The organism is Vreelandella sp. L-25 (genome assembly GCF_056857535.1).
The window spans coordinates 1-26,381 of record NZ_JBSXNH010000089.1 but is presented as its reverse complement, the minus strand read 5'-3'; the positions used below and the strand labels follow the sequence as shown (position 1 = coordinate 26,381).

Here is a 26,381-nt window from a genome sequence, read left to right as displayed (position 1 = left end):
GCTAAGATTCATAGTGAGCCATCAAGCGCTTTCAAGTAGTTGTGTTAAAAATTAATTCCCCAAAGGATGGACTCTATGCGCGATGAAGAGAAATACACCAACACCGAGGAGCAGCTGCTCTATCTTCAAAAGTTACTAGACGAAGAAGATACAGCCGCCTTAAACGAGCTGTTTAATGAGCTCGATATTTTGGCGATTGCGCGCACCCTTGAGTCTTTTCCCGCCAAAACCCGTGATCGATTGTGGGAGTATATTCCGGAGGCACTGCTTGGCGAGGTGCTGGCCGAAGTCGATGAGGACATCCGTGCCGATTACATCGAAGACCTGACCGCCAGCGACGTTGAGCAGATCGTGAAGGGCCTAGACGCCCAGGAAGTCGCCGAAGTTCTCGATGTTGCTGACGAAGAGATCAAAACCACCGTCTACGCCAGTCTAGACCAGGAGATCCGCGCCCAGGTCGAGAACCTCTATACCTATGAAGAGGACATGGTCGGCCGCTACATGGACCCGGAAACGGTCAATGTGAAGCAGGGCGTGTCGCTGGAAGCCGTGCAGCGTTACATCCGTATTCACCACCTGCTGGACGATGACTCTCAGCAGATCATGATCACCGACAAGGACAAGCGCCTGCTGGGCACCCTGACGCTGATCGACTTGGTCAAACAGCCCCAGGAGAGCACCGTGGACGAGTTCATGGACGATGCTCCCTACACGCTCAACGACCAGATGAAAGTCAGCGAAGCCGCCGCCCTGCTGCGCTCCAAGGAGCTGCCCTTCGTGCCGGTGTGTAACAGCGACGGGCTACTGGTAGGCCAGCTGAACGCCGCCGACGTACTGGAAATTACCCAAGACGATGCCGACATGACCTTGAAACACATGTCCGGCGTGAGCGACGAAGAGGAAGTGTTCACCCCGATTTTGCGCAGTGCCAAGAGCCGCGGCATTTGGCTTGGTATCAACCTATTAACCGCCTTTCTAGCCGCCTTTGTGATCGGTCAGTTTGAAGCGGTGCTGGATCAAATTGTAGCGCTCGCTATCCTCATGCCGGTGGTCGCTAGCATGGGCGGGATTGCTGGCAGCCAGACGCTAACGGTGGTCATTCGCGGCTTAGCGCTTGGGCAAATCGCCGGTAACAACAAGCAGTGGCTCTACAACAAAGAGCTGTGGGTGGGCATGCTGAACGGCTTGGTATGGGCGCTGGTGGTCGGCGGTATTTCCTACCTGTGGTTTAGCGACCCGCTCATTACTCTGGTCATCACGCTGGCGATTTTTATCAACATGAGCCTCGCCAATATGTCTGGTGTACTGATCCCCTTGGTACTCAAAAGGCTGCAAATTGACCCTGCTCTATCCGGCGCGGTGATCCTGACCACCGTTACGGATGTCGTTGGCTTTCTATCGTTCTTGGGGCTGGCGACGCTGATTATTTTGTGATCAACGTGATGACAAGGCGCGGCTGCCTTTCTATTCGCCCGCTAACTTTTATCTAATGCTATGCTGTTGTGCCCCGCCACTGCGGGGCTTTTTTATGTCGGTCGCTTTTGAACACTTTGAGAGGCTCCCATGCTCCCCGATTACTCCCTTATCGCCTGGCTGTTGATTATCTTTTCTGTCTACCTCACCGGCGTCTCTAAAGGGGGCTTTGCAGGCGGCTTTGGCACGCTCTCGGTGCCGTTGATGGCGCTGGCGATTAGCCCGACCCAGGCAGCCGGGCTGCTGCTGCCGCTATTGCTGGTGATGGATGCATTTGCCGTCAAAGCGTGGTGGGGTAAGCACGATAGCGCGGAGGTATGGCGCTTTGTGCCGGGGCTGTTTATTGGAGTGACGGTGGGCACTTTGCTGTTTGGCAGCCTGAGCGAGCAGGGCGTGCGGCTGGTGCTGGGCATTCTCTCGGTCGTGTTTGCGGCCTATATGCTGCTCAAGCCCGTGGCGAAAAAACCCATTTCCACCTACTGGGCACTGCCCGCCTCTAGTGTGTGCGGCTTTACCAGCTTCATTGCCCACGCGGGCGCGCCACCGATGAACATGTACCTGATGCCGCGCAAGCTCACGAAAGAGACCTTTATTGCCACCTGTACGGTGACCTACGCGGTGGTAAACACTATCAAACTAGGCCCGTATATGTGGCTAGGCGAAGTCAACATGACCAGCGCCTGGGCCTCGCTGCTGCTTGTGCCCGTTGCTTGGATCGGGGTGCGTAACGGCCTCTGGCTACAGAGTCGCGTCAATGAAAAGCTGTTTTACCGCTTAGTCATTCTGGCCATGTTCTTAGTGGGGATTAACTTGGTGTGGCAGGCCGTGAGTTAGCCCCCTATTACTGACGTTTTCCACAAGTAGGCGCCCTCCTCCTCTTATCTACGCCCCTTAACAGGCTCGCGAGGAGGATTTGAGTCACCCTGCATACCGTCATGTTATGAGCAACAATGACAACAAAGGTGATCTTATGTTTGCGAAATACTCCGTTGCCCTGGCTACCAGCGCGACACTGAGCATAGGGCTTTCCGCGCAACCTGCTAGCGCCGACACGTTCGTACACTTATTTGAGTGGCAGTGGGAGGATGTTGCCCAGGAGTGCGAAAATTGGCTAGGCCCAAAAGGATTTAAAGCCGTACAGGTCTCGCCCCCACAAGAGCACATTCAGGGTGATGCTTGGTGGACTCGCTACCAGCCGGTCAGCTATCAGCTGGAAAGCCGCAGCGGCTCCAGCGACGCCTTTGCCGATATGGTACAGCGCTGCAATGCAGCGGGGGTCGATGTGTACGCGGATGCGGTGATTAACCATGTGGCCCACGGCAAGGGCCAGGGCATTGCAGGCTCCTCTTATGACAATGAAGCACTGAACTATCCCCATTATCAGCGCGATGACTTCCACGAACCCTGCGGCATCGAACAGAGCGACTATACGCAAAATGCCGAAAGCGTTCGACAATGTCAGTTAGTTGGCTTGCCCGATCTGAACACGAGCGACCCCACTGTGCAGAGCCGTATTGCGGATTACTTGGATACCTTGGCAGCACTGGGTGTGAGAGGTATTCGGATCGATGCAGCCAAGCATATGGCACCCAGCGATATTGAGGAAATTCTGGCGCAGGTAGACGCTCCGCTTTATGCCTTTCAGGAAGTCATTGACCTAGGCGGCGAAGCGATCAGTGCCACGGAGTATCAAGGCACGGCGGATATCACCGAGTTTCGCTACGGCGCGTCTCTTGGTGATATTTTCAACAATCAAGCCCTTGCCAACCTTCAGCAGTTTGGCGAATCGCCTGCCCTGCTGCCGAGCGAACAAGCCGTCGTATTTACCGACAACCACGATAACCAGCGTGGCCACGGTGCGGGCGGCAGCAATATTTTGACGCATCGAGATGACGCGCTTTATCGCTTAGCCAACATGTTTATGCTGGCATGGCCTTATGGTTACCCGAAAGTCATGTCAAGCTACGCTTTTTCTAATAGCGACCAAGGCCCACCGCAAGCCCCCGTCTATCAGCAGGGCGAGGCCCAATGTGGGGAAGCCTGGGTATGCGAACACCGCTGGCCCGAGATTGCCAATATGGTCGCGTTTCGCCAACAAGCCGACGGCGCAGAGGTCACCCACTGGTGGGATAATGGCCATAATCAAATCGCCTTCAGCCGCGAAGCCCAGGGCTTTATTGCGATTAACCGGGAGCAGCAAGCGCTCACCCACACTTTTCAAACCGATATGGCAGATGGCCGCTATCAAAACGTGACGGCTGAAGAGCAATGTATCACGGTGGAGAATGGTCAGCTCACGCTGAATATCCCCGCCATGTCTGCGGCGGCTCTGCACGTCGGTGCTCCTTGCCCAGCCTCATAACTTAGCATATAGCGGGCTCTGCCAGCAGAGCCCTTCAAGGAGACGCTATGGCCCGACTGGCAAACCTGACCATGCAGTTAAATCACCTTAGTAACAGAGGTAGTTGCGGCTGCCCGCCAATCTAAACGCCGCGCTAGCCGTTTAGCCAAGTGCGGGCAAACTCATCGGCGGGCAGCGGTCTTCCAAACCAGTAGCCCTGGGCCTGATTGCAGCCCATCTCAGCCAGCAGCGCCGCTTGCTCGGCACTTTCAACCCCTTCGGCGAGGGTTTTCATTTCTAATGTGTTCGCCATGGCAATAATCGTTTGCACAATCGCTCGGTCGTGATGGTTATCGAGCATATCGCGCACGAAGGAGATATCGATTTTCAGCGCGTCGGCGGCAAAGCGGCGCAGATACGAGAGCGATGAGTAGCCGGTGCCAAAATCATCGATAAACAGTGCGTACCCAGCTTTGCGCATGGCATGAGTAATGATGATGGCTTGATCCGGGTCGCGCATAAAATCGCTTTCCGTCAGTTCCAAGCCAATCGCACTGGGTGAAACGCTGGAGGTAAGCGTCGCAATATGCGCCGTCAGCCGGGGGTCGGCAAACTGCTGCGCGGAGATATTAATCGAAAGCCGTCCCGGCAGCGGCGTGCTCGCCGACTGCCAAGCGCTAAGCTGGCGAGCAGACTCTTCCAGCACCCAGTCGCCGAGTAAACGAATCAGCCCGCGCTCCTCCGCTAGGGGAATAAACTCACCGGGGCTAACCCAGCCCCATTCGGGGTCGTGCCAGCGGCATAGCGCTTCTGCCCCGGTCAGCGTTTGGGTATGTAGATCTACCTGAGGCTGAAAATAGAGCTCAAGCCGCCCTTCTAAAATTGCCCGATGCAGCCGCTCGGTCATCCATTGGCGGCGCTCCAGCGTATGGCGCATGGCCTGGGTGTAGGGGGAGATATTCGTATCACGCTTTTTGGCGTGATGCAGTGCGATGCTAGCCGCGTTGAACAGTTCGCTGACTTTGGCTACATTGCTCGGATAGCGCGCGAAGCCAATGCTGACATCCAGGTTAAGCACGCGGCGATCCAGACGAATAGGCCGCTTCACCAACGCACATAGCTGCTTCACCACCTCATCAAGGCTGGCACGTTCAGTATGGGGGAAAAGGAGCGCGAACTCATCGCCAGAAAGCCGCGCACAGTGCACGCCCGGCAACTCTAAATGGCGTAGCCTTCCTGCCACAGTGGCCAGCAGCTGATCGCCAATTTGATGGCCGTACAGGTCATTAATTTCTTTAAAACGACGCAAATCGAGCAGCAGTAATGCCAGTGGCGACTGCTGCTTTTGGGCCTGCTGGCCCATCTCACGCAGGTGTTCCATAAACTGCACCCGGTTTGGCAAACCGGTAGTGCTGTCGGTATAGGCCAGCTGGTGCATATGGCGGTGGTCGCGGCGTCGCTCTAGCTCCGCCGCAGCACCGTTGGAGAGAATTTGTAGCACCGATGTCGCAAAGGCATTTGTCGTGAGGGGCGCTTGATAAAACACCATCATCACTCCGATGGCTTCGCCTTTTGCGTTATCTAAGCGTCGACCAATCCATGCCTGCGCACTCAGCGTCGCTCCCGGCAGCGTAAACCGCTGGCCGTGATGCACGACGCTCTCTTGCTCTAACACCACCCGTTCGACGGGGGTGTCACGCAAAAGAAAGGTGTGATTTTTACGGATTTGGCCGTCGACCACTAAGCTTACGGTATGGCCTGTGGTCGCAGGTAATAGGCTATTGGGGTGAGTGTGCTCGCTCTGTTGAGACGGCATAGGTTGGTCTAAGAGGGCAATAAAGCCCGCATCGGCTTCTAACAGCGTGGTGAGCGTAGAAATAAGCTGCTGAAAGTAGTCATCCCCTACCCGCGAGGTGACGGTTGAGGCAACTTGCACCACCGCCTGCTGCACCCGTTGTGCCTCTTGCTGGTCGGTCACGTCGGTAATAAAACCTTCCAGGCAGAGCACGTCGCCCTCATCGGAAAAAATGGCCTGCCCTTGCCCCCACAGCCAGCGTTCGCTGCCGTCGCGATGGCGAATGCGGAACGTCACGCGATAAGGGCGTCGCTGATGAATGGCGGACTGCACGGCTTTAACCAGCCGGTCGTGGTCTTCTTTGTGGATTAAGTTCGCAAAACTGGTGATGCGATTATTCTCAAGCTCATCAGGCCGATAGCCAGTCAGCGCTTCAGCGCCCTTGCTCACTAGCTGCATGGTCCAGTCGTTATCATTCAGGCAGCGGTAAGCCATCCCCGGTAGGTGATTGAGCAAGGTGTTCAGCCGGCGCTCGCTCTCTTTGGCAGCGGCCTCGCTTTTGCGTAGCGCATTTTCCGCTTGGCGACGCCCTAATTCAGCGCCAGCTTGGGCGGCCGCAATACGCAGAATTTCATTTTCCAATCCATCAAACTGTATTGGCTGATTGTGGAGCACTGCCAGCAGACCAATGGCGGTGCCATCTGGGGCGAATAGCGGCAACCCCATATAGCTATCGGCACCGAGCTGGCTTAGGAGATCGTCTTCTGGAAAGCGGGATTGCACATCGCAGGCGTACAGACAGGGCTCATGGCCCACCACGGTTTCGCAGGGCGTGCCCGCAAGAGGGTAGGTAATATTGGCCTGCAAGGCACCGCTTGACCAAACGGCCAAGGTTTCGGCTATATTAGCTTCAGTGACCACGGCGACCAGTGCGTGGTCGACATTGAGTAGACGAGCCAGCTGTTCCACCAGCGTAGCAAAGAAGTTGGGATGGCCACTGCGCCCAAAACCTTCCGCTAGCTGACGAAAAATCTCTGCTTCTTCTTTGCTTGTGTGCATCGTCGCACTCGCTTATGTCGTTGTAGAGCAGGCTAAGCTTTGCCACTGTTTTAACAAAGCACAGCGACGTTTGCACCATAAACAGCTATCTTATGGAAGAACACTGGGGCCATAAACGATATCGGCCACCCCTAACATTATGTTAGAAACATCTATCGATATTATGTTGACTGCCCGCTTCGCTGCACGGCATTTGAGGAGACACTATGACGGGGCCTAATGCCGTCAGCGAAACACTCTACACCTCGCTGACTGACCAGCTGCCCAGCTTTCTTAGCAGCGCGCTGCTTCAGTGTAAGCGGCTGCCTACTCTACCGGCGGTCGCCCTGAACATCTTGGATATCTCTCAGGGCGCTGAGGCTACCTTGAGCGACTATGCCAGTGCCATCGAATATGACCCCGCGTTAACAGCACGGATCATGAGCGTAGCCAATAGCGTCCACTACCTGCGCGCGGCTCAGCCCCCACACACGTGTTTTGATGCCACACAGCGCATAGGGCTAGATGTCACCCTGGCTACCGTATTGAACTTTTGCCTGTTTGAAAACGATCATGGCGCACGCGGTCGCTTACCGTTTTGGCAGCGATCTATCACGGCGGCCGTCGCCGCCAGCTATCTCGCACAGCAGCTTTGTCCTCACCAATCAGGCAGCGTATTCACTACGGCGCTGCTGCAAGATATTGGTATTTTAGCGTTACAAACCGCTTACCCCGGCGACGCAGAGCTACTCTACGGCATCGAGAACACCTCCCATCAACACATCATGCAGGTGGAAAAGCGCCATTTTGGCTGCCACCACGCCCTTGTGGGCGCTTGGTTGCTGGCGAAATGGGGTGCCCATGACAGCTTGATTCACGCCATTCAACACAGTCACGATGGCCTGGATACGGAAGATAACGCGGCACTTTGCCTACGCGTCTCCGGCGCCATCGCGGATGCTTGGTTATCGGCGAACCCTGCCGACGCTTTAGCCGGCGTGATGCGCCAGCTCAACGCGTTAACCCCATCAAGCGAGTGGGCCATATCGGGGCTGTTGGCCCATTTGCAGCAAACGCTTCCACCGCTGATGGAGACACTCGGGCTGGGCATGCCGGTCACCGTTGATAGCGTCGCCCTGCTAAAAGAGGCCCAGCAGCGGCTTTTTGAACACACCTTATCGTTGAGCGCACGCTTAGATGCTCAGCAAAAAGCGCGGGAAACGCTGCTCAACGATTATGCCGAGCTGCAACAGCGCAGCCGGCTCGACCCGCTAACCCAATTAGCGAATCGCGCTTGGCTAGAGGAGCAGTTACGGGAACGCTTCCGCCTTTGCCTCACAACCGAACGAACCATGTCGGTGGTGTTTATCGACCTGGATCATTTTAAGGTGCTGAACGATCGATATGGTCATCAGGCGGGTGATCAGGTGCTGGCTCACTTCGGCAGGATGCTCGCCTCGTTAATTCGCGTGGGCGATCTTGCAGGCCGCTATGGTGGTGAAGAGTTTCTGGTGATTCTTCCCGATGAAGATGCCGAGGGTGCTCGGCGCTTTGCTGAGCGTATTACCCGGCGGCTGCAGGAGCGGCCCATGGCCCGAGTAGACCAAGAGCCGCTTTACGTGTCCGTATCGATTGGCGTGGCCTGCCTCACCGACGGCGGGTTTGGAGATGAACGGGAGCTTATCGACGCCGCCGATCAAAGCATGTACTTCATCAAGCGCTCTGGCCGGGGCGGTGTATCGGTTTATGGCCACTAACCCCGCCGCTTGTCGGCGGGGCGGTGGAGTAAAGGTTTAGCTCGTCATTGCGTAGGGAAGATAGAGCGCAATGCTGGGGAAGATATGCATAAGCGCAATAGCCAGCATCATTAGTAGAAAGAACGGCAGCGTCGCTTTGGTGATGGTCAAAATATCCTTACCGGTTAACCCTTGGATCACAAACAGGTTAAATCCAACCGGCGGTGTGATTTGCGACATCTCCACCACAATCACCAAGTAGATACCGAACCAAATCAGGTCAAAGCCTGCCGCGCTGACCACCGGCATGATAATCGCCGTCACCAGTAGGATGAGCGAAATACCATCCAGAAAGCAGCCCATGATGAGTAGCAGCAACGTGAGCGCAATCAGCAGCATGGTGGGCGACAGCCCCATTTCACCAATCGCCTGAGCGAGCTTCATGGGTACCTGGGTAAAGCCCATGGCTGAGGTTAAAAACGACGCCCCGGCAATAATAAAGGCGATCATGCAGGCCGTGCGTACCGCAGCAAACAGCGAATCGGTAAAAATCGCCCGATTAAAGTGGCCGTTGAACCGAGCAATGATCATCGACAGCACCACGCCAACCGCTGCCGCTTCCGTTGGAGAAGCCAGCCCGCCGTAAATCGACACGATAATCCCACCGATCAGCAGCAAAATAGGCACTAACGCCCAGGTATTGCGCAGCTTTTCAGCAAAGCTCATATCGGATTCATCAGCGCCGGTCAGGCCGTCACGGTTGCCTTTCAGTAGCGCCCAGAGCACCAAATAGGCCATGAACAGCGCCAAGATCATCAAGCCTGGGCCAATGCCCGCCATAAACAGCCGCGAGATGGATTGCTCCGTAACCACCCCGTAGACGATCAGCACGATCGAGGGTGGAATCAACAGCCCCAGCGTAGACGCACTGGCCAAAGTGCCAATGGCCATATTGCTGTCGTAGCCCCGGCGCTCCAGTTCCGGCAGAGTCATTTTGCCCACCGTGGCACAGGTAGCCGCCGACGAGCCACACACCGCCGCGAACATGCCACTGCCAATGATATTGGTATGCAGCAAGCGGCCCGGCAGACGGTTCAACCAGGGTGAAAGTCCACGGAACATATTGTCCGCCAGCCCCGAGCGAAACAGAATCTCGCCCATCCAGATAAACATCGGCAGCGCGGTTAAATCCCAGCCGTAGCTTGCGCCCCAAAAATCGGAGGCCAGAATCGGGCCAGGGTCAAAAGGGCTGAAAAATTGCAGCGCTATCCACGCTGTGCCTATCAAGGCAAAGGCAATCCACACCCCGCTGCCCAGCAGCAGCACCAGGGTAAAAATAGTCGCTAAACTTAGTAGTAGCACGAGGGTATCTCCCGAGTAGCCGCTTAATGCGCTTCGTTATCGTCGATGGAAGTGGCTTCGCGGAAGCTTGACGGGTCGCGTATGGCAATGCGCCCGGCCATCCACAGCGCTTCTAACAGCGCCAAGGCCAGAAGCCCTACCCCAACGGACAGCACCACCTGGGGGATCCACAGGGGAATCGACAAAAAGCCCGACGAAACATCGTTGTACTCTAGGCTTTCCCTCGCTAAACCAACCAGGCCATAGGCCAGTAGTACGCTGATAACCAGCGCAATAATCAGCCCAAACACCTCAAACCACACGCGCACCGCAGAAGGCAGGCGTGAAATCAGTAAGGTCACACGGATATGGGCGTGGTGAACAAAGGTATAGGCCAACCCAAGAAAGGTGGCGCCTACCAATAAATAGGAGGCCATTTCCGAGACGCCGGTAATGCTGACACCGAGCCGCTCCTGGCCGACCAAAACCAACAGCGCATCTACTAAACGGAAAGTGACCTGAAGCGCGATCAGCGCACAAATCGCCACCATGCATGCTGCTGCGCCCCAGGCACCTAGGCGGTAGAGTTTGTCGAATTTAAACGTCATGTTCGCAGTCTCACAGAGCGCGTAGGGAAAGGGGCAGCCCTCGGGCTGCCCCAGGCGTTACCGTAGCAACGAAGGGTTAGTTGCCACGCTGGGCGCGGTAGGCTTCCAGTGCCGCTTTGGCTTCGTCATCGGCGCGGGACTGCCAATCGGTGAACAGCTCGTCACCCGCCGCTTGCAGCGCAGCAGCTACCTCAGCGTTGGGTTCGGACACGCTGATGCCGTTCTCTTGCAGCGCCGCGAGGCTCTCGTCATTGTTCTCACGGCTCATCTGCCAGCCTCGCTCTTCGGCACGGGCCGCCGCTTCCATCAGCGCTTCTTGAGTCGCTTCGTCAAGACGATCGAAGCTGCGCTGGCTGATGAAAACGATGTTCTTCGGCAGCCACAGGTTGGCATCGGTGTAGTCGGTGACGTAGTCCCAAGCAGCCATGGAGTTGCCGGTAGAGCTCGACGTAATCATCGCGTCGACGCGGCCGGTGCTAAAGGCCGTAGGGACATCCGACTCTTCGGTTTCGGTGGGGCTACCGCCTAGGTTATCAACGAAGCGCTGGGTGTTGATGTTTGGTGCGCGTACGCGCAGCCCATCAAACTGGGCTGGGTCAGTCAGCGGCTCGGCAGTATAAATGCCCTGAGCAGGCCATGCGACGGCGTAGAGCGGAATCAGCCCCTCATAGGCGAATAGCTCAGTAATCATCGGCTTAGTGGCTTCCCACAGCGCATAGGCATCATCGTAGCTACCGGCCACACCGGGCAGCGTATCGACTTCAAAAATCGGGTCGTCGTTAGAGAGAATCGAGAGGAACACTTCACCGGCATCAATCGTGCCACGACGCACAGACGGTTTGATTTCGCCGTGAGACACCAGCGAACCACCGCTATGGACAGTAATGGTGAGTTCGCCGTCAGTGGCTTCTGCCACATCTTCCGCGAACTGCTTGGTGTTTTGGGTGTGGAAGCTGGCATCCCCGTAGGGCGTGGCCATGGTCCACTCGGCGGCCTGAGCCGTGGCGGCGGCAAGGCTGCACGCCGTGGCAAGAAGCAGGGGGGTCGCAATGCGAGTACGCATAGGTAAAGTCCTCTTATTCATAGGGATGGAGGTGCTGCACAGGGGTGGAGGAGGCGGCGCTAGGGGTCACCCAACGCCCGGTAAAACACGTGTTAGTAATCTCGGTATGCTTTTCAGCGGCATACTCTAGCGCGCACTCCTGCGCCAGGCGGCCAACGCCACGGCAGAAGCGTGGATGATTTGCACTGCGCCAAATAACATCATAGTGCATGGCCGGTAACGGCGTGGGGAGCGCTAAACGATACAACTCCCCACGCCGCCACTCATCCAGCACGGTGGCTACTGGTAGCGCGCCGATACCCAGCCCTTCCGTGGTTAAACGCACAATCGTCATCAGCGTGCTCACACTATGAATACGCGGCTGTTGAACACCTTGGTCGGCTAAATAACGCACTAACTCTTCATACGGACGCGCTAGCTTGCCAAAGGAGATAAACGGCAGCGTTGAATGCCAAGCATCGGGGCGTTTGCTTAACATCTGGGCGTGTCGAGGTGAAACAAACATCCCCATTTCATAGGGGCTGAGCGTCTCATGGTCAATTTGCTCTGAAGGCAGGTAGCCGTTCATGGCTAGCAGAATATCCAGCTCATTGCTGTTCAGCCGCTCGTTCAGCGCCGGGGAGTAATCCACGGTGAGCTCAATAATCAACCGCGGGTAGCGCTCGGTGAGCCGCTGCATAAACGTGGGGAACCAACTGTGAGCAATGGTTTCAATCGTGCCCAGGCGCAGCGGGGCGGAAAAGTCTTCTTCACTATCGAAAAGTTTAAGGGCTTCATCGCGCTGGGCCAGCATACGTTCGGCATGCAGGAAGAACTCCCTACCACGCATAGTAGGCTGAATAGGCCGCGCCGAGCGCTCAAGCAGTAGCTCGCCCACCGTGCTCTCTAAACGCGAGATACGCTCAGATATCGACGGTTGCGTAATGTGTAAACGCACCGCCGCTTTACGAAAAGAGCCAAGTTTCACCGCCCAAACAAAGGCGTCGAGTTCCTTAAAATCCAGCATCGTGCTTAACCAGCCTGTAATGAAGCATTCACGGGAAGCACAGCGTCAAGCGCCTCCACCACGCCACACACCATGGTCTCCCATCGTGAGGCATTGATATGCAAATGTAAGTGAAACATGTCGTGTTGGGCACGGACATGCTGTCGCGGGGCTGGCAACCGCATGTGGTACTCCTCGAAATCACCCTTTCATTGCCATTTTTATTGGTGGCGCAACGGCGCTACATCAGGCGGATAAGGGCATCTCTTTTGTAATCTTTTTTGAGTCGCTTTATTTAGTTGATAATCGTATAGCGCCCTAGCGTCAACTATTTTTCCACTAAATAACAGCATGATAGGAAGCACCGATACTTAATATCGCTAAAAACGATTGGCACTTGTGACGCAGGCTCCATATATTATTTTTGCGCTAACAACACCATAAATAGGCTCATTAATACGTCATCACTATGAGCAAATAGACTGTCTCATTTGGCTAATGAATAGCGATATCAATTACTAACAACACACAACCCGGCAGGAGACGTTATGGCGATTCCGCTGCTTAACTGCGATATGGGCGAAAGTTTCGGCAACTGGTCGATTGGTTTAGACGCTGAGGTCATGCCCCACGTTGACTGTGCCAACATTGCCTGCGGCTACCACGCCTCAGACCCCCATGTGATGCGTAAAACGGTGGCGCTTGCCGTCCAGCACGGCGTCAAGATCGGCGCGCACCCCGGCTACCCGGATTTAATGGGCTTTGGCCGCCGCTCCATGGCCTGCTCTCCGGCCGAAGTAGAAGACATGATGCTCTACCAAATCGGCGCGCTGGCAGGCATTTGCCAAGCGGAAGGCACCGCGCTGAGCTACGTCAAACCCCACGGGGCGATGTACAACGACATGGCTGCCAATCTGGAATTGCTGGAAGGTGCCATGCGGGCCGTGAAGGCATTCGATGCCCGCCTGCCGCTCATGGTGATGGCCACCGCCAACCCAGAGCCGCATCGTCAATTAGCGGAAAAAATGGGCGTGACGCTGTGGTTTGAAACCTTCGCTGACCGCGCTTATGAGACCACTGGGCATCTCGCCTCTCGCCGCCTGCCGGGGGCTGTGCATCACGACCAAGCCACTATCGTCGCCCAAGCCGTCGCCCTGGCAAAAGGTGAAACTCTCACCGCCCGGGATGGCAGCGCCTTACAGCTCCCCTGCGACACGCTCTGTGTGCATGGCGATAACCCCGAATCCGTGGCTGCCGTGCGCGCCATTCGTGAGGCCTTTACGGCGCTGGAGTCCGCGTGAAACTGCGCTTAGAAACGGCGGCGATGGACGCCCTGACGGTGCGCCTGTTCGATGCCATTGATGAAAGCAATATGGCGTGGATCATGGCCGCTGACGAGGTGCTGCGGCGCGCCTTTGATCACGCGCTGATTGATCTCATCCCGTCATACACCACCCTGCTGGTGCATTACGACTGCCAGAAGCTCACTTTTGCCCAGGCCACGACGCTGGTGCGTAGCGCACTGCGCAATCTCACGCCCGCCGATGCCCAAAAGGGCCAGCTCCACGAAATCCCCGTATGGTACGACGAGAGCGTTGGACCGGAGCTGCCCACCGTTGCCAAGCGCGCCGGGCTCAGCGTCGAGGCGTTGATTGAGCGCCACTGCAGTCACGACTACTGCGTGTTTGCACTGGGGTTTGCGCCTGGCTACGGCTTTATGGGCCTGGTGGATGAGGCCATTGCCACGCCGCGTTTAAAAACGCCCCGCCGCCGCGTGGCGGCAGGAAGCGTCGGCATTGCCGACCGGCAAACCGCCATTTACCCCCTGCTTTCGCCGGGCGGCTGGAACATTCTTGGCAGAACAGCCGTGCCGCTTTTCGAGCACGCCAAACGGGGCGAGCCGCTGCTGCGCCCGGGCGATAAAGTGCGCTTTAAGGCGATATCCCAATCAGAATTTGAAGCGGCTGGGGGCGATACGACCCCGCTGGAGGAGCGGTCATGAGCCAACCCATGTTGACCGTTAAGCAAGCCGGACCGCTGGCGATGATTCAAGATGCGGGCCGCTTCGGCGTCGGCCACTTAGGCGTGACTCAGGGCGGCGCCGCCGACTGGATCGCCTTCCGCTGGGCCAACTGGCTGCTGGGCAACCCGCTGGGGAGCGCCGCGCTGGAAATCGTCATGGGCGGCAACCTGACGCTGGTGGCCAATAGCGACGTGCGCCTTGCCCTCACCGGAGCCGACCTTGCCGCCACGCTGGATGGCCAGCCGCTTGCGCCCAACGACAGCTTTATGATGCAAGCGGGCCAAACGCTGGTCTTTCGCCAGCCGAAAAAGGGCCTGCGCGCGTACCTCGCCTTTCCTGGCGGGCTGGATGCGCCCGAGGTGCTAGGCAGCCAAGCCTGCACGGCAAGAGAGCACATCGGCGGCCTGCACGAAGATGGCAAACCGCTTAAAACCGGCGACCAACTCACCTGGAAAGGCAGCAGCGCCACGCCGCGTCAGTTGCCCCAAGGCACTCAGCTTCCTCTGCCTGATGCAGTAGACACCGTGCTGGACATGGTGCTGGGCTCCCAGGCCGCGCACTTTGCCGGGCGCAGCCTGTTTGACGCCTTCAACCAGCCATGGACCGTGGACCAACGCGCCGACCGCATGGGCATTCGACTGACCGGCAAAGCGCTGAACAGCCGCCTGGGCGGTATCGTCTCCGAGGGCATTCCGTTAGGGGCTGTGCAGATTCCTCCCGATGGCCAACCGATCATCCTGATGAACGACCGCCAAACCATCGGTGGCTACCCGCGTTTGGGTGCTTTAACCCCCATGGCCTGCGCCCGCCTCGCCCAGTGCCTGCCGGGCACCAAGGTGCGTTTGCAGCCCATCAGTGCGACGCAGGCGCAGGCGGCCTACAGAGCGCAGTTATTGAAGTGGCAGTAAGGCTAAAAAGCCCCTCATCAGGGGCTTTTATCGCTAGGGTGCCTAATGAGCCGCTTGCTTGGTCGCCGGGTCATTGGCAGTGCGACGCTGCTGTGTACCCAACTCTTCCGCGATGGCGGCAAAGAAAGCATCGGTAGAGTCTTGATGAGGCTTGGTCACAAGACTAACGCCAACAAACAGCACACTCGCGACCACAATGCCCCATACACCGGCAGGCAGGCCCAACAGTGAATTGCCGGTGGCATACATCAGCAGCACAAAGGCGCTGGTACCCACCACGCTGGTCAGTGCACCGGCAGCCGTGCCGCGCTTCCAATAGAAAGCACCGATCAGCGCAGGCACCATAGCCACCAAGCCCGATGAGGCGGCCACCGACAGCACCGCAATCAGGTCAAGCTGCAGCTCTGCGAAGGCCAGCGCCATCAGTGCAATCACCGGCACTACACACTTACCCACCAGCAGTTGTCGCTTTTCACTGACGTTCAGCTTGAGGTTGGCATAGACGTCGCGGGAGACCATGGACGCCAGAGTCAGCATGATCGAGTCGATCGTGGAAACAGCGGCGGCCATAATGCCGATCATCACAATCACGCCTAATACGGGCGGCACAAACTCTGAGGCCAGTAGCGTGGGCGTGGCTAAATCGGCGCGCTCTAGGCTAGGGAAAGCGGCCAGCGCCGAGAAGCCCCACAGCACGGAGACCAGAGTGTAAATAAACCCGAACACCAAAAAGCCAATCAGCATGTGGCGCATCGAGCGCAGCGACGAGGGCATGAAAAGACGCTGGCTGACCTGCGGATTTGAAAGGCTAAAGAAGAACCAGGGAATGGTGAGCCCCAAGAAGGTGACAAAGCTGAATAGTCCTGGGCCAGGTACCGTCAGGGACTGCGGGTGCTCCGTTGCCAGCGTATCGAAGAGCGCACCAAAACCGCCCAGATTTTGAATCACCAGAAAGGCTACCAGGGTAGAGGCCACAATCATCATGATGGCCTGGAGCGAGTCGGTCCACATGACCGAACGAATCCCCGCGATATAGGAGAAGAAAATGGCGATCCCCGTGGCTAGCACGACCCCGGTGGTAAAGGTAATGGCGCCATCAGTAATACCCTGCAACAGGTAGCCGACACCAGCGAGCTGAACGGCGGAATAAGGGATCAGGAAGATACAGCTGGCAATCGACACGGCCATGGCCACCTGCTTGCTATGGTAGCGGTGGCTCAGCATCTCGCTGGGCGTCACGTAGCCAAACTTTTTGCCAACTGCCCAGAATTTAGGGCCGAACACCGCCACCAGCGAGACACCGGCAAAATAGATGATTTCAAAACCGAAGGCACCCACGCCGCCCGCATAAGTCAGGCCAGCCAGGCCCACCATCATAAAGGCGCTATACGTCGTGGCACTGTAGCTCAGCGCCGAGACAAACCCGTTCATTTGGCGGTTACCCAAAAAGTAGCCGGACATGCTTTCTGAACCGCCTTTCGCCGGGCGTTGGCGCGACAGAATAGCAATGCCTATGGCCACTAATAAGTAGATAGCAATGGACCACCAAATGAGCGACTCAGTCATCGCTATGCTCCTTAAAGTCTGTCGTAATAAACACGTTCAGAGCAATGATGGCCACCCCGGCCACGGCCCAAAACAAAAAGCTGCCGTACCATCGCGACACGTCGCTTAACAGCGTGTAAGGCACTAAATAACTTAACAAGACAACGGCCCATACTAGCCATATCCATTTACTGCGTTTCATCGTCGATCTCGTGTTGTTATATCAAAGGGAAAGCATGCGCTACTGTAGCAAAGCTGACGAACCAGCAGTGCCTAGGCACGCTTTCGCCAGCATACGGCTTAACTATGCTGCTTGCCGATGCAGAAATACAAAAAAGGCACCCAAAATAGGGTGCCTTAGATAGTGCGACTTGCGGTTGCTGATTTACGACGCGACGTCGAAACGGTCGGCGTTCATCACTTTGGTCCAGGCGGCGACGAAGTCTCTGACGAACTTCTCGCCGTTATCGTCCTGGGCGTACACTTCTGCGTAAGAGCGCAGCAGCGAGTTGGAACCAAATACCAGATCCACCCGCGAGGCGGTCCACTTCACGGCACCGGTCTTACGGTCGCGGATTTCGTAGGCGTTGCTACCTACCGGCTTCCAGCTGTTCCCCATATCGGTCAGGTTCACAAAGAAGTCGTTGGTCAACTGGCCTTCACGATCGGTGAATACGCCGTGTTTGGTGCCACCATAGTTGGTGCCCAGTACGCGCATACCGCCCAGCAGCACGGTCATTTCCGGGCCGGTTAAGCCCATCAGCTGCGCACGATCCAGCAGCATCTCTTCCGGCTTCACCACATACTCTTTCTTCTGCCAGTTGCGGAAGCCATCGGCCAGCGGCTCCAGCGGTGCGAAGGAGTCTGCGTCGGTCATCTCGGCGGTCGCATCGCCACGGCCTTTCAGGAAGGGTACGCGTACCTCGTAACCTGCTGCTTTCGCGGCTTTCTCGATGCCTACGCTACCGGCCAGAACGATCACGTCCGCGACGCTAGCGCCGGTGTCAGCAGAAATCTGCTCGTAAACGCTCAGCACTTTCGCCAGGCGCTCAGGCTCGTTGCCCTGCCACTCGTTCTGTGGGGCCAAGCGAATGCGGGCACCGTTAGCACCGCCGCGCATATCGGAACCGCGATAAGTACGGGCACTGTCCCAAGCGGTGGAGACCATCTCACTAATGCTCAGGCCACTTTGTGCAATTTTCTGCTTGACCACTTCTTCGCAGTAGTCGGTGTTACCTGCCGGAATCGGGTCTTGCCAAATCAGGTCTTCTGCCGGCACTTCCGGGCCGATGTAACGTGATTTCGGGCCCAGGTCACGGTGCGTCAGCTTGAACCAAGCTTTCGCGAAAGTCTTCTTGAAGTACTCCGGATCGGCCATGAATTTTTCGCAGATAGCGCGATAGGTCGGATCTACCTTCATCGCCATATCCGCATCGGTCATGATCGGGTTGTGGCGAATAGAGGGGTCGCTGGCGTCAACCGGCTTGTCTTCCTCTTTGATGTCAATCGGTTCCCACTGGTGGGCACCGGCAGGACTCTTTCTCAGTTCCCACTCGTAGCCGAACAGCAGGTCGAAATAGCCCATATCGAATTTCGTGGGGTTGGTGGTCCACGCACCTTCGATACCCGAGGTCACGGCGTTGCTCGCCTTGCCCTGCATGTTGGGGTTGCCCCAGCCTAAGCCCTGGTTTTCAACGTCAGAGGCTTCTGGCTCAGCGCCCAACGCAGAGGCATCGCCATTACCATGGCATTTACCGACGGTGTGGCCGCCAGCTGTGAGGGCTGCGGTCTCTTCGTCGTTCATCGCCATACGGGCGAAGGTTTCACGTACCTGCTGCGCGGTTCTCAGCGGATCAGGCTGGCCGTTAACACCTTCCGGGTTCACATAGATCAGACCCATCTGGACAGCCGCCAGCGGGTTTTCCATGGTCTCTGGCTTGTTCACGTCGCCGTAGCGTTCGTCAGAAGGTGCCAGCCACTCTTTTTCGTCACCCCAGTAGATATCTTTTTCGGGTTCCCAAATATCGACGCGGCCGAAAGAGAAGCCGTAAGCAGGTAAGCCCATGGACTCATAAGCCACGGTGCCAGCCAGAATCATCAGGTCTGCCCAGCTGATTTTGTTGCCGTACTTCTTCTTGATCGGCCACAGCAGACGGCGCGCTTTATCCAGGCTGACGTTGTCCGGCCAGGAGTTGAGCGGTGCAAAGCGCTGGCTTCCGGTACCACCGCCCCCACGGCCATCAGCAATACGGTAGGTGCCAGCGGAGTGCCAAGCCATACGGATCATCAAACCGCCGTAGTGCCCCCAGTCAGCGGGCCACCACTCTTGGCTATCGGTCATCAACGCGTGGACATCTTTCTTCAGCGCGTCGAAATCGAGCTTGCGTACTTCTTCACGGTAGTTGAAATCCGGATCCATCGGGTCTGATTTGCGATCTTGCTGATGCAAAATATCCAGATTCAACCCTTCCGGCCACCAATCTTTGTTGGAAGTACCGGTCGAGGTGTTACCACCGTGCATGACAGGACATTTACCGCTCATAGCTCTCTCCCTTATTGCTCTATGCCTTGGCGATACCAAGGGAACAAATGCTCTGCATCTTTGCTGCAAGCTACTGTGTAGATCGTCAGCGGATGCGTTATTCATGTTTTACAGTTTTAAAGCACCTACTCAATAGTCACAATTTGCATTTAACCAACAAGCTGATAGTCATTAACAATCAAACGTGAAGCGGGGCGCTGAGCGCCCCGTTCCTTGTCAGTCTACTGCTTTACTTGATTACTCCACCAGCGGTAGCAGGGCGTTTAAGCTATCGCGAGCATCGCCGTAGAACATTCGCGTGTTCTCCTTGAAGAATAGCGGGTTCTCAATACCCGAGTAGCCAGTGCCCTGGCCACGCTTGCTGACGAACACCTGCTTCGCTTCCCATACTTTGAGAACCGGCATCCCCGCAATGGGGCTGTTGGGGTCCTCTTCGGCCGCGGGGTTCACGATATCGTTGGAGCCGATAACGATAACCACGTCGGTACTGGCAAAATCGTCGTTAATCTCATCCATCTCCAGCACGATATCGTAAGGCACCTTGGCTTCCGCCAGCAGGACGTTCATATGGCCTGGCAAGCGCCCAGCCACGGGGTGAATGCCGAAGCGGACGGTTTTGCCAGCGGCGCGCAGCTTGCGGACTAAATCGCTGACCGCCGTTTGCGCCTGCGCCACCGCCATGCCGTAACCCGGCACGATGATGATGCTGTCGGCGTCGTTCAGTGCGGTAGCGACGCCATTGGCGTCGATGGAGACCTGCTCGCCTTCGATTTCCGCGGCAGGCCCTTGAGCCCCCCCAAAACCACCTAGAATCACGCTGACAAAGTTACGGTTCATCGCCTTACACATAATGTAAGAGAGAATCGCACCGGAAGAGCCCACCAGCGCACCGGTCACGATCAGCAGGTCGTTGGAGAGCGTGAAACCAATCGCCGCCGCCGCCCAGCCGGAGTAGCTGTTCAGCATCGAGACCACCACCGGCATATCCGCCCCGCCAATGCCCATGATCAGGTGGTAGCCGATAAAGAACGCCAGCGCTGCAATCACTAGCAGCGTCCAGAAGCCTGCGCCGTTGAGGTAGAGAATCGCCAGCAGTAGCGACACTACCGCGGCACCCGCATTCAGTAGATGGCCGCCGGGCAGCTGCTTGGGCTTACCGTCCACCTTGCCCGCCAGCTTACCGAAGGCAATCACCGAGCCGGTGAATGTTACCGCGCCGATAAAGATACCCAGCACCACCTCTATTTGCAGGAACATCAGCTCGTCGGGGGCCTTGGTGGCCACCAGCGCCGCAAAGGCAGAGAACTGGTCCAGCGACGCCTCAGCGGCACGGGCCGCCATCACCCGGCGACGCTCCAGGTCTGCGCTCCAGGCCACGAACACCGCCGCCAAGCCTACGAAACTGTGCAGCGCGGCCACGAGCTGGGGCATTTCGGTCATCTCAACCTTGCCCGCTACGTAAGCGCCAATGGCTGCGCCAATCAGCATCATCGGAATCAGCCACCAGTAGCCGCCGATACCGGGGCCAAACGCAGTGAAAAACACCGCGACCGCCATACCCACGATGCCGTACCACACGGCGCGCTTGGCCTTTTCCTGATTACTCAAGCCGCCCAGCGACAAAATAAACAGCACGCTTGCCGCAATAGCTGCGGCAGATACGAATCCTTGCTCTAACATATCGTCTCTCCGCCGCTTAGGATTTTTGGAACATGGCCAGCATCCGGCGTGTTACCAGGAAGCCACCCACGATATTGATTGATGCGATTAACACCGAAATAGCCGCCAGCACGCTAACCACCGCGCTGCCCGAGCCAATCTGCAGGATCGCTCCCAAAATAATGATACCGGAAATGGCGTTAGTGACCGCCATGAGCGGTGTATGCAGCGAGTGGCTCACTTTCCAAATCACCTGGAAGCCGATAAAGCAGGCCAGCACAAACACAATAAAGTGCTGCATAAACGAGGCAGGAGCGACTAACCCCAGTAGCAGCATCAGCGCGCCGCCCACTGCCAACATGGTCACTTGGCTCTTCGTTTGCGCTTTGAAGGTGGCAAGCTCAGCGGCTTTCTTCTCTTCTGGAGTCGGCTCTTTCTCTTTTTTCTTCGGCTTGGCCGCGCCGATGGCTTTTACCTTCGGCGGCGGCGGTGGGAAGGTGACTTCCCCTTGGTGAGTCACCGTCGCGCCGCGAATCACATCGTCATCCATGTTGTGATGGATCACGCCATCTTTCTCAGGAGTAAGGTCGGTGAGCATGTGACGAATATTGGTGGCGTAAAGCAGTGACGCTTGTGTCGCCATGCGCGAGGGGAAGTCGGTATAGCCGACCACCACCACGCCGTTATCACTTACTACACGCTCACCGGGCTGGGTCAGGTCGCAGTTACCACCCTTCTCGGCGGCCAAATCGACGATCACCGAACCGGGTTTCATGGCGGCGACCATGTCTTCCAGCCAGAGCTTGGGCGCGGGCTTGCCGGGAATCAGTGCCGTGGTAATCACGATATCCACGTCCGGCGCCTGTTCGCGGAAGCACGCCAGCTGCTTTTCGCGGAACTCAGGGCTTGAGGGGGCCGCGTAGCCACCGCTCTCGGAGCCGTCCTGGCTATCCTCAAAATCGAGAAACAGGAATTCAGCGCCCATGGATTCGATCTGCTCAGAAACTTCAGGGCGCACGTCAAAGGCGCGCACTACCGCCCCTAAGCTGGTCGCGGTGCCTATCGCCGCTAAACCTGCCACCCCAGCCCCGATGACCAATACCTTGGCAGGCGGTACTTTGCCTGCGGCGGTCACCTGGCCGGTAAAGAAACGGCCGAAGTTATTGCCCGCTTCAATGACTGCGCGGTAGCCCGCAATGTTCGCCATGGAGGAGAGCGCATCCATCTTCTGCGCCCGGGAAATACGCGGCACCATGTCCATCGCGATGACGGTGGCACCCTGGGCTTTGCAGGTTTCCAGCAGCGCTTCGTTTTGAGCTGGCCAGAAAAAGGCGATCAGCGTTTGGCCTTTCCGCAGCTGTTTAGCTTCGGCCTCAGTCGGCTCGCGGACTTTAATGACCACCTCAGCGTCGCGCCAAAGCGCGTCGGCACTCTCCGCCACGGTCACGCCAGCGTCGCGATAAGTGTCGTCATTAAAACCCGCGGCCAGGCCGGCACCTGTTTCGATGAGGCATTCATGGCCCAGCTTCTGCAGGTGCTTTGCGCTCTCGGGGGTCAACGCGACTCGCGCTTCTCCCCGAGCAATCTCTTTCGGTGCGCCTATTTTCACACGCCTTCTCCCTTGTTTTATCCGCGTTCAGCGCCCAATCCCTTGCAGCCGGGTGGTTGCCCCAACGTCTTTGGGCGCTGTCTACTCACTATGATCTACTCACTATTGCCTATTCACTATTGCGCGAAAAAATGCGCCAGATAGCAGTTTAGGATCTAATGCCGAGCCCGCCAGTGACCATTCAACCTTTGATTCAACTATGTTGTTTATCTACAACACAATGACATACACGTCATTTTTCTACCGGCTAGCACTCTGTGCAAACGCGGTCAGCTCGTCATAGAGCCACACGTTTTCAGGGGCATTGGCGTAGAGACTATGCTGGATCAGTGTCATGGTTAAGGCGGGTAGTTCTTCAGGTGGGGCAACCATGCGAACAGGCAGCATCGCGACAAAGCGCTCGGCCATTTGCCGAGGTAAGGTAATAATGGCGTCGGTGAGCGCCACCACCCGCGCGGCGGCGATGTAGTTGAGGTTTTTCGAGATCACCCGGCGGCTCAGTCCATGCTGGGCTAGGCAGCTCTCAATGCGGCTGGGCAGCAGGCCGCTGATATCGGCAAGCTCCACATGGGGCTGGTGGGCAAACTCCTCTAGCGCCAAGGCATCGCCTACATGAGGGTTCTGCTGGGCGGCTAGGCACACCAGCTCTTCATGCATCCAGGGCGTTTGCAACACGCCGCTGGGTAGCGATGATTGGCTATCCAACCCCACCACCATATCCACTTGGCGTTGCTCTAGGGCTTCGCTTAGCACTTCTGGGGTAATCAACTCAATGGAGAAACTAATGCCCGGCGCATAGCCCAGCAGTTGGCTAAGAAACGCTGGGTACATGACCTCTTCAAAGTAATCCGTGGTGGCCAGGGTAAAACGGCGGGTACTGGTGGCTGGGGCAAAGATGGCAGGCGGCGCGAGGCCTTCCTGAAGCGCGGCTAAGGCTTGCTGCACCACTGGCAGCAGTGCGAGCGCTCTGGGCGTTGGCTGCAGGCCCTGCTCGGTGCGTACCAATAGCGGGTCACCCAACGCTTCACGCAGGCGCTTGAGGGCATGGCTTAGCGCTGGCTGGCTTAAATGCAGTTTTTCGGCAGCGCGGGTGACATGGCGCTCGCGCATCAGCACTTCAAATACCAGCAACAAATTTAGGTCAAAGTGGCGTAGCGAACGCATAGCGCCTCACTATTTATATCATGAATGATTTCATTCTAAACATTCATTTCATTCATCGCGAAAAATTTCTTATCGTCGCGCTTCCTTGAGCATCCCCGCCCGCGCTTGCCACCCTTTTCTTACTGTTGCACACCATAGGAGTACACGTTAGGTGACCCCATCTCAGATCATGCCCAGCCTGTTTGGTGACGTTATCTCCACGTTTATGGGCGTGCCCAAAGCGACTGATCCCAACGCCACCGATGCTGAAGTCGTGGTTAGCGGCGTACCATTTGATCTAGCGTGCTCTGGCCGTTCTGGCACGCGTATGGGGCCGAACACGATTCGCCAAAGCACCGCTAACCTGATTTGGGAAGGCAAGCGCTGGCCGTGGGATTTTGCTCTGGAAGATCGCCTGCGGGTGTGCGATGCCGGCAACCTGGATTACGCCTACGGCGAGCCGGAAAGCCTGGTAGACAACCTGGAAACCCACGCTATGCGCTGGTTGAATGCAGGCAAAAAGATGCTGACGCTGGGCGGCGACCACTACATCAGCCTGCCGCTGCTACGCGCTCACGCCCGTGAACATGGCCCGCTGGCACTGATTCACTTTGATGCCCATACCGATACCTATGAGCAAGGCACACGCTTTGACCACGGCACGATTTTCCACCACGCCTTGCAGGAAGGCTTGGTCGTGCCGGAGCATTCGCTGCAAATCGGCATTCGTACCAGCTATGACCGCAACAACCACCCTTACGAAGTGCTCGATGCCGACTGGGTGAACGACCATGGCCCTGCGGCGGTACTGGAGAGGATTCGTGCTCGGGTGGGCCATCACCCAGCCTACGTGACGCTGGATATCGACGGCCTGGACCCCGCCTTTGCGCCGGGCACCGGCACGCCGGTATGCGGCGGTATGTCCACCGATCTGATGCTGAAAGTAATGCGCGGCATGGTGGGTATGGAGCTGGTGGGTATGGACCTAGTGGAAGTGAACCCCGCCTACGACCACGGCGACATTACATCACTTGCTGCAGCTACGCTGGGGTTGGAGTTTTTATATGTGCTGGCAGCGTCTAAGCGCGGTTAAACGCGTAAGGCAAGGAAGTTCACCTTGGCGATGATGCCAAGGCGGATCAGCTTATGCAGTAGGCGGAGGAGTACGGGAATGTTCATAGCCGCTAACCTACGACGTCGTTTAGCGGAGACGGGGATGAGTGGGAATAGGTATTTTTTAGCTGGAAGCTAAAATCTGTCGATATTTATTCGCTGAAAGCTATAGCAGAAATAATGAAAACGATCACTTACCGGAAAAGCGCGTTGAAGGTATTGCAGCGAATGCCACGGCCAGAGTCGAAGCATACAAGGCAAGATCAAGGCCTACGCGGAAGACCCAGAAAGCCAGCGCAATAATATGAAGGCGTTGAAAGGGAGCAAGTATATTCGTCTGCGGGTAGGCGACTGGCGGGTGATCATCGACGAGCGCGGCGGTGTTTCTCAATAGCGCACTCATAACCGCCCATCACAGTCAATGAACAGGAGGCGGCATGAGCGTCCCTCAAATTATTCAAACGCCCACCGGCGAGCGGTTGGTGGTACTGCCTGAGCAGGAGTACTACGCCTTGCTTGCTCGACTGGAAGACCAGGACGATATCAACGCTGCAAACGCGGTAGTGGCTCGCGGTGAAGAGTCGTTTCCAGAAGCGGTTGTGAATACGCTGCTGGACGGTGTGGTACCCGTGAAAGTGTACCGTGAATACCGTGGCCTGCGTGCGGGAGAACTAGCGGAAAAAGCAGGGATTAGCCAGGGATATCTTTCCGAAATAGAGGCAGGCAAAAAGAGCGGCTCGCTGAGCGTGCTAACCCGTATTGCGGCTGCTTTAGATGTGGAGTTAAGCGACCTCATCTAGCTGCCATACAGCCACTCCAACAGCACCCAGCCAGATACGCTAACGCAAAAGGTGCGAGATAGGCACTTCTACCTCCTGCGTGCGATTTAGCCATTGCAGCAAGATAATCGCCCGCTCTTCACCATTGCGGGCTCGGCTTAGCTGCTGCTGAAAGGTGGCCGAATGTCCTGCAAAGGGGCCATTCTCCACCGTGACCTCCTGCCCAGCTTCAAAGCTAGACGGCAAAGCGTCTTGGTCTTCACGTGCCTTTAGCAAGGCGATTAATTCATGAGATATGACAGCAGGACGATCACCAAACGTCACAATACGACTAACCCCCCGGGTAGAACGGATGGGCCGCCAATTGCTTTGCAGCTGGTCAAGATAGATAAATAAGTAGTAAGGAAACAGCGGCTCGCTCACCCACTCAACTTTACCTCTGCGCTTTTTACGGCATAAGAGTGTGGGGTGAAAGATATCAAACCCCTGATTCAAAAGATTTTCTTCAGCCCTAAAGGACTCACCACCTTTGCACTGAATCCTGAATCCGTGAGACCGGCCCCCGGAAGCACTTCTAACCCACTGACCTGCATGGCAATATAGCCATTATCGCCATTCACCCAGACAGTGCCATGCCCAACATAAAGTTCCGCGCCAGTCGCCGCACCCTCACCAGCCAC

The 26,381-nt window shown here is 56.8% G+C and carries 22 protein-coding genes; 9 read left to right on the top strand and 13 right to left on the bottom strand.

What is annotated here, in order from left to right; genetic code table 11:
- Nucleotides 1-75: 75 nt before the first annotated feature.
- The 3 genes from mgtE (at nt 76) to AC13CN_RS15255 (ending at nt 3,835) form a co-directional block, all read left to right on the top strand.
- Nucleotides 76-1,434: a magnesium transporter gene (gene mgtE, locus AC13CN_RS15265; protein WP_062360799.1), complete on the top strand. Its 1,359-nt coding sequence runs from the start codon at nt 76-78 to the stop codon at nt 1,432-1,434.
- Between the two features lie 129 nt (nt 1,435-1,563).
- A complete protein-coding gene (locus AC13CN_RS15260) occupies nt 1,564-2,307 on the top strand; it encodes a sulfite exporter TauE/SafE family protein (protein ID WP_054641033.1) in 744 nt (247 codons plus the stop codon).
- A 136-nt stretch (nt 2,308-2,443) separates the two neighbouring features.
- Nucleotides 2,444-3,835, top strand: coding sequence for an alpha-amylase (locus tag AC13CN_RS15255; RefSeq protein ID WP_253027762.1), 1,392 nt, complete (start codon nt 2,444-2,446; stop codon nt 3,833-3,835).
- Nucleotides 3,836-3,968: 133 nt separating this feature from the next.
- Here the strand turns inward: AC13CN_RS15255 and AC13CN_RS15250 are convergent, their stop codons facing one another.
- Entirely contained in the window at nt 3,969-6,668 is a 2,700-nt protein-coding gene (locus tag AC13CN_RS15250; protein WP_483053235.1) for a bifunctional diguanylate cyclase/phosphodiesterase, read from the bottom strand.
- 206 nt (nt 6,669-6,874) lie between these two features.
- On the opposite strand from AC13CN_RS15250, the gene AC13CN_RS15245 reads away from it, so the two are divergent.
- A complete protein-coding gene (locus AC13CN_RS15245; protein WP_253027764.1) occupies nt 6,875-8,404 on the top strand; it encodes a sensor domain-containing diguanylate cyclase in 1,530 nt (509 codons plus the stop codon).
- Between the two features lie 36 nt (nt 8,405-8,440).
- On the opposite strand, the gene AC13CN_RS15240 is transcribed toward AC13CN_RS15245, so the two are convergent.
- The 4 genes from AC13CN_RS15240 to AC13CN_RS15225 form a co-directional block, all read right to left on the bottom strand.
- Nucleotides 8,441-9,745: a TRAP transporter large permease gene (locus AC13CN_RS15240; protein ID WP_054645047.1), complete on the bottom strand. Its 1,305-nt coding sequence runs from the start codon at nt 9,743-9,745 to the stop codon at nt 8,441-8,443.
- A 23-nt stretch (nt 9,746-9,768) separates the two neighbouring features.
- Complete coding sequence (locus tag AC13CN_RS15235) at nt 9,769-10,332, bottom strand: TRAP transporter small permease (protein WP_074211410.1); 564 nt, start codon at nt 10,330-10,332, stop codon at nt 9,769-9,771.
- A 76-nt stretch (nt 10,333-10,408) separates the two neighbouring features.
- On the bottom strand, nt 10,409-11,395 hold the full coding sequence (locus AC13CN_RS15230) for a TRAP transporter substrate-binding protein (RefSeq protein WP_074211409.1): 987 nt from the start codon (nt 11,393-11,395) through the stop codon (nt 10,409-10,411).
- A gap of 13 nt (nt 11,396-11,408) precedes the next feature.
- Nucleotides 11,409-12,401, bottom strand: coding sequence for a LysR family transcriptional regulator (locus AC13CN_RS15225; protein ID WP_062374181.1), 993 nt, complete (start codon nt 12,399-12,401; stop codon nt 11,409-11,411).
- A 527-nt stretch (nt 12,402-12,928) separates the two neighbouring features.
- Here AC13CN_RS15225 and AC13CN_RS15220 point away from each other — a divergent pair.
- From AC13CN_RS15220 to AC13CN_RS15210, 3 genes are read left to right on the top strand one after another with little or no spacing between them, the layout of a single operon-like run.
- A complete protein-coding gene (locus AC13CN_RS15220) occupies nt 12,929-13,681 on the top strand; it encodes a 5-oxoprolinase subunit PxpA (protein ID WP_074211408.1) in 753 nt (250 codons plus the stop codon).
- Nucleotides 13,678-14,382 (top strand): 5-oxoprolinase subunit PxpB, encoded by a 705-nt coding sequence (gene pxpB, locus AC13CN_RS15215; protein ID WP_253027767.1) that lies wholly within the window; start codon nt 13,678-13,680, stop codon nt 14,380-14,382. Before AC13CN_RS15220 ends, pxpB begins: the two co-directional genes overlap by 4 nt.
- On the top strand, nt 14,379-15,311 hold the full coding sequence (locus AC13CN_RS15210) for a 5-oxoprolinase subunit C family protein (protein ID WP_253027768.1): 933 nt from the start codon (nt 14,379-14,381) through the stop codon (nt 15,309-15,311). Before pxpB ends, AC13CN_RS15210 begins: the two co-directional genes overlap by 4 nt.
- Before the next feature lie 42 nt (nt 15,312-15,353).
- On the opposite strand, the gene AC13CN_RS15205 is transcribed toward AC13CN_RS15210, so the two are convergent.
- The 6 genes from AC13CN_RS15205 to AC13CN_RS15180 all read right to left on the bottom strand — a co-directional run bounded on the left by AC13CN_RS15205 (nt 15,354) and on the right by AC13CN_RS15180 (nt 23,830).
- Complete coding sequence (locus AC13CN_RS15205) at nt 15,354-16,877, bottom strand: sodium:solute symporter family protein (RefSeq protein WP_253027769.1); 1,524 nt, start codon at nt 16,875-16,877, stop codon at nt 15,354-15,356.
- Nucleotides 16,870-17,058, bottom strand: coding sequence for a hypothetical protein (locus AC13CN_RS15200; RefSeq protein WP_054641039.1), 189 nt, complete (start codon nt 17,056-17,058; stop codon nt 16,870-16,872). The genes AC13CN_RS15205 and AC13CN_RS15200 overlap by 8 nt, the downstream gene beginning before the upstream one ends.
- 183 nt (nt 17,059-17,241) lie before the next feature.
- A complete protein-coding gene (gene katG, locus AC13CN_RS15195; protein ID WP_253027770.1) occupies nt 17,242-19,398 on the bottom strand; it encodes a catalase/peroxidase HPI in 2,157 nt (718 codons plus the stop codon).
- A gap of 237 nt (nt 19,399-19,635) precedes the next feature.
- Nucleotides 19,636-21,078: an NAD(P)(+) transhydrogenase (Re/Si-specific) subunit beta gene (locus AC13CN_RS15190; protein ID WP_074211404.1), complete on the bottom strand. Its 1,443-nt coding sequence runs from the start codon at nt 21,076-21,078 to the stop codon at nt 19,636-19,638.
- Between the two features lie 16 nt (nt 21,079-21,094).
- Nucleotides 21,095-22,666, bottom strand: coding sequence for a Re/Si-specific NAD(P)(+) transhydrogenase subunit alpha (locus AC13CN_RS15185; RefSeq protein WP_253027771.1), 1,572 nt, complete (start codon nt 22,664-22,666; stop codon nt 21,095-21,097).
- 240 nt (nt 22,667-22,906) lie between these two features.
- A complete protein-coding gene (locus tag AC13CN_RS15180) occupies nt 22,907-23,830 on the bottom strand; it encodes a LysR family transcriptional regulator (RefSeq protein WP_253027772.1) in 924 nt (307 codons plus the stop codon).
- A gap of 169 nt (nt 23,831-23,999) precedes the next feature.
- Here AC13CN_RS15180 and speB point away from each other — a divergent pair, with 169 nt between their 5' ends.
- Together speB and AC13CN_RS15170 are read left to right on the top strand one after the other, a co-directional pair.
- Nucleotides 24,000-24,902, top strand: coding sequence for an agmatinase (gene speB / locus AC13CN_RS15175; protein ID WP_253027777.1), 903 nt, complete (start codon nt 24,000-24,002; stop codon nt 24,900-24,902).
- A 457-nt stretch (nt 24,903-25,359) separates the two neighbouring features.
- On the top strand, nt 25,360-25,722 hold the full coding sequence (locus AC13CN_RS15170; RefSeq protein WP_074211399.1) for a helix-turn-helix domain-containing protein: 363 nt from the start codon (nt 25,360-25,362) through the stop codon (nt 25,720-25,722).
- Nucleotides 25,723-25,761: 39 nt separating this feature from the next.
- On the opposite strand, the gene AC13CN_RS15165 is transcribed toward AC13CN_RS15170, so the two are convergent.
- Entirely contained in the window at nt 25,762-26,196 is a 435-nt protein-coding gene (locus AC13CN_RS15165; protein WP_253027773.1) for a transcription termination/antitermination NusG family protein, read from the bottom strand.
- The coding region (locus tag AC13CN_RS15160) for a hypothetical protein (protein ID WP_483053234.1) at nt 26,193-26,381 on the bottom strand (189 nt) is incomplete at its 5' end. The genes AC13CN_RS15160 and AC13CN_RS15165, both read right to left, overlap by 4 nt.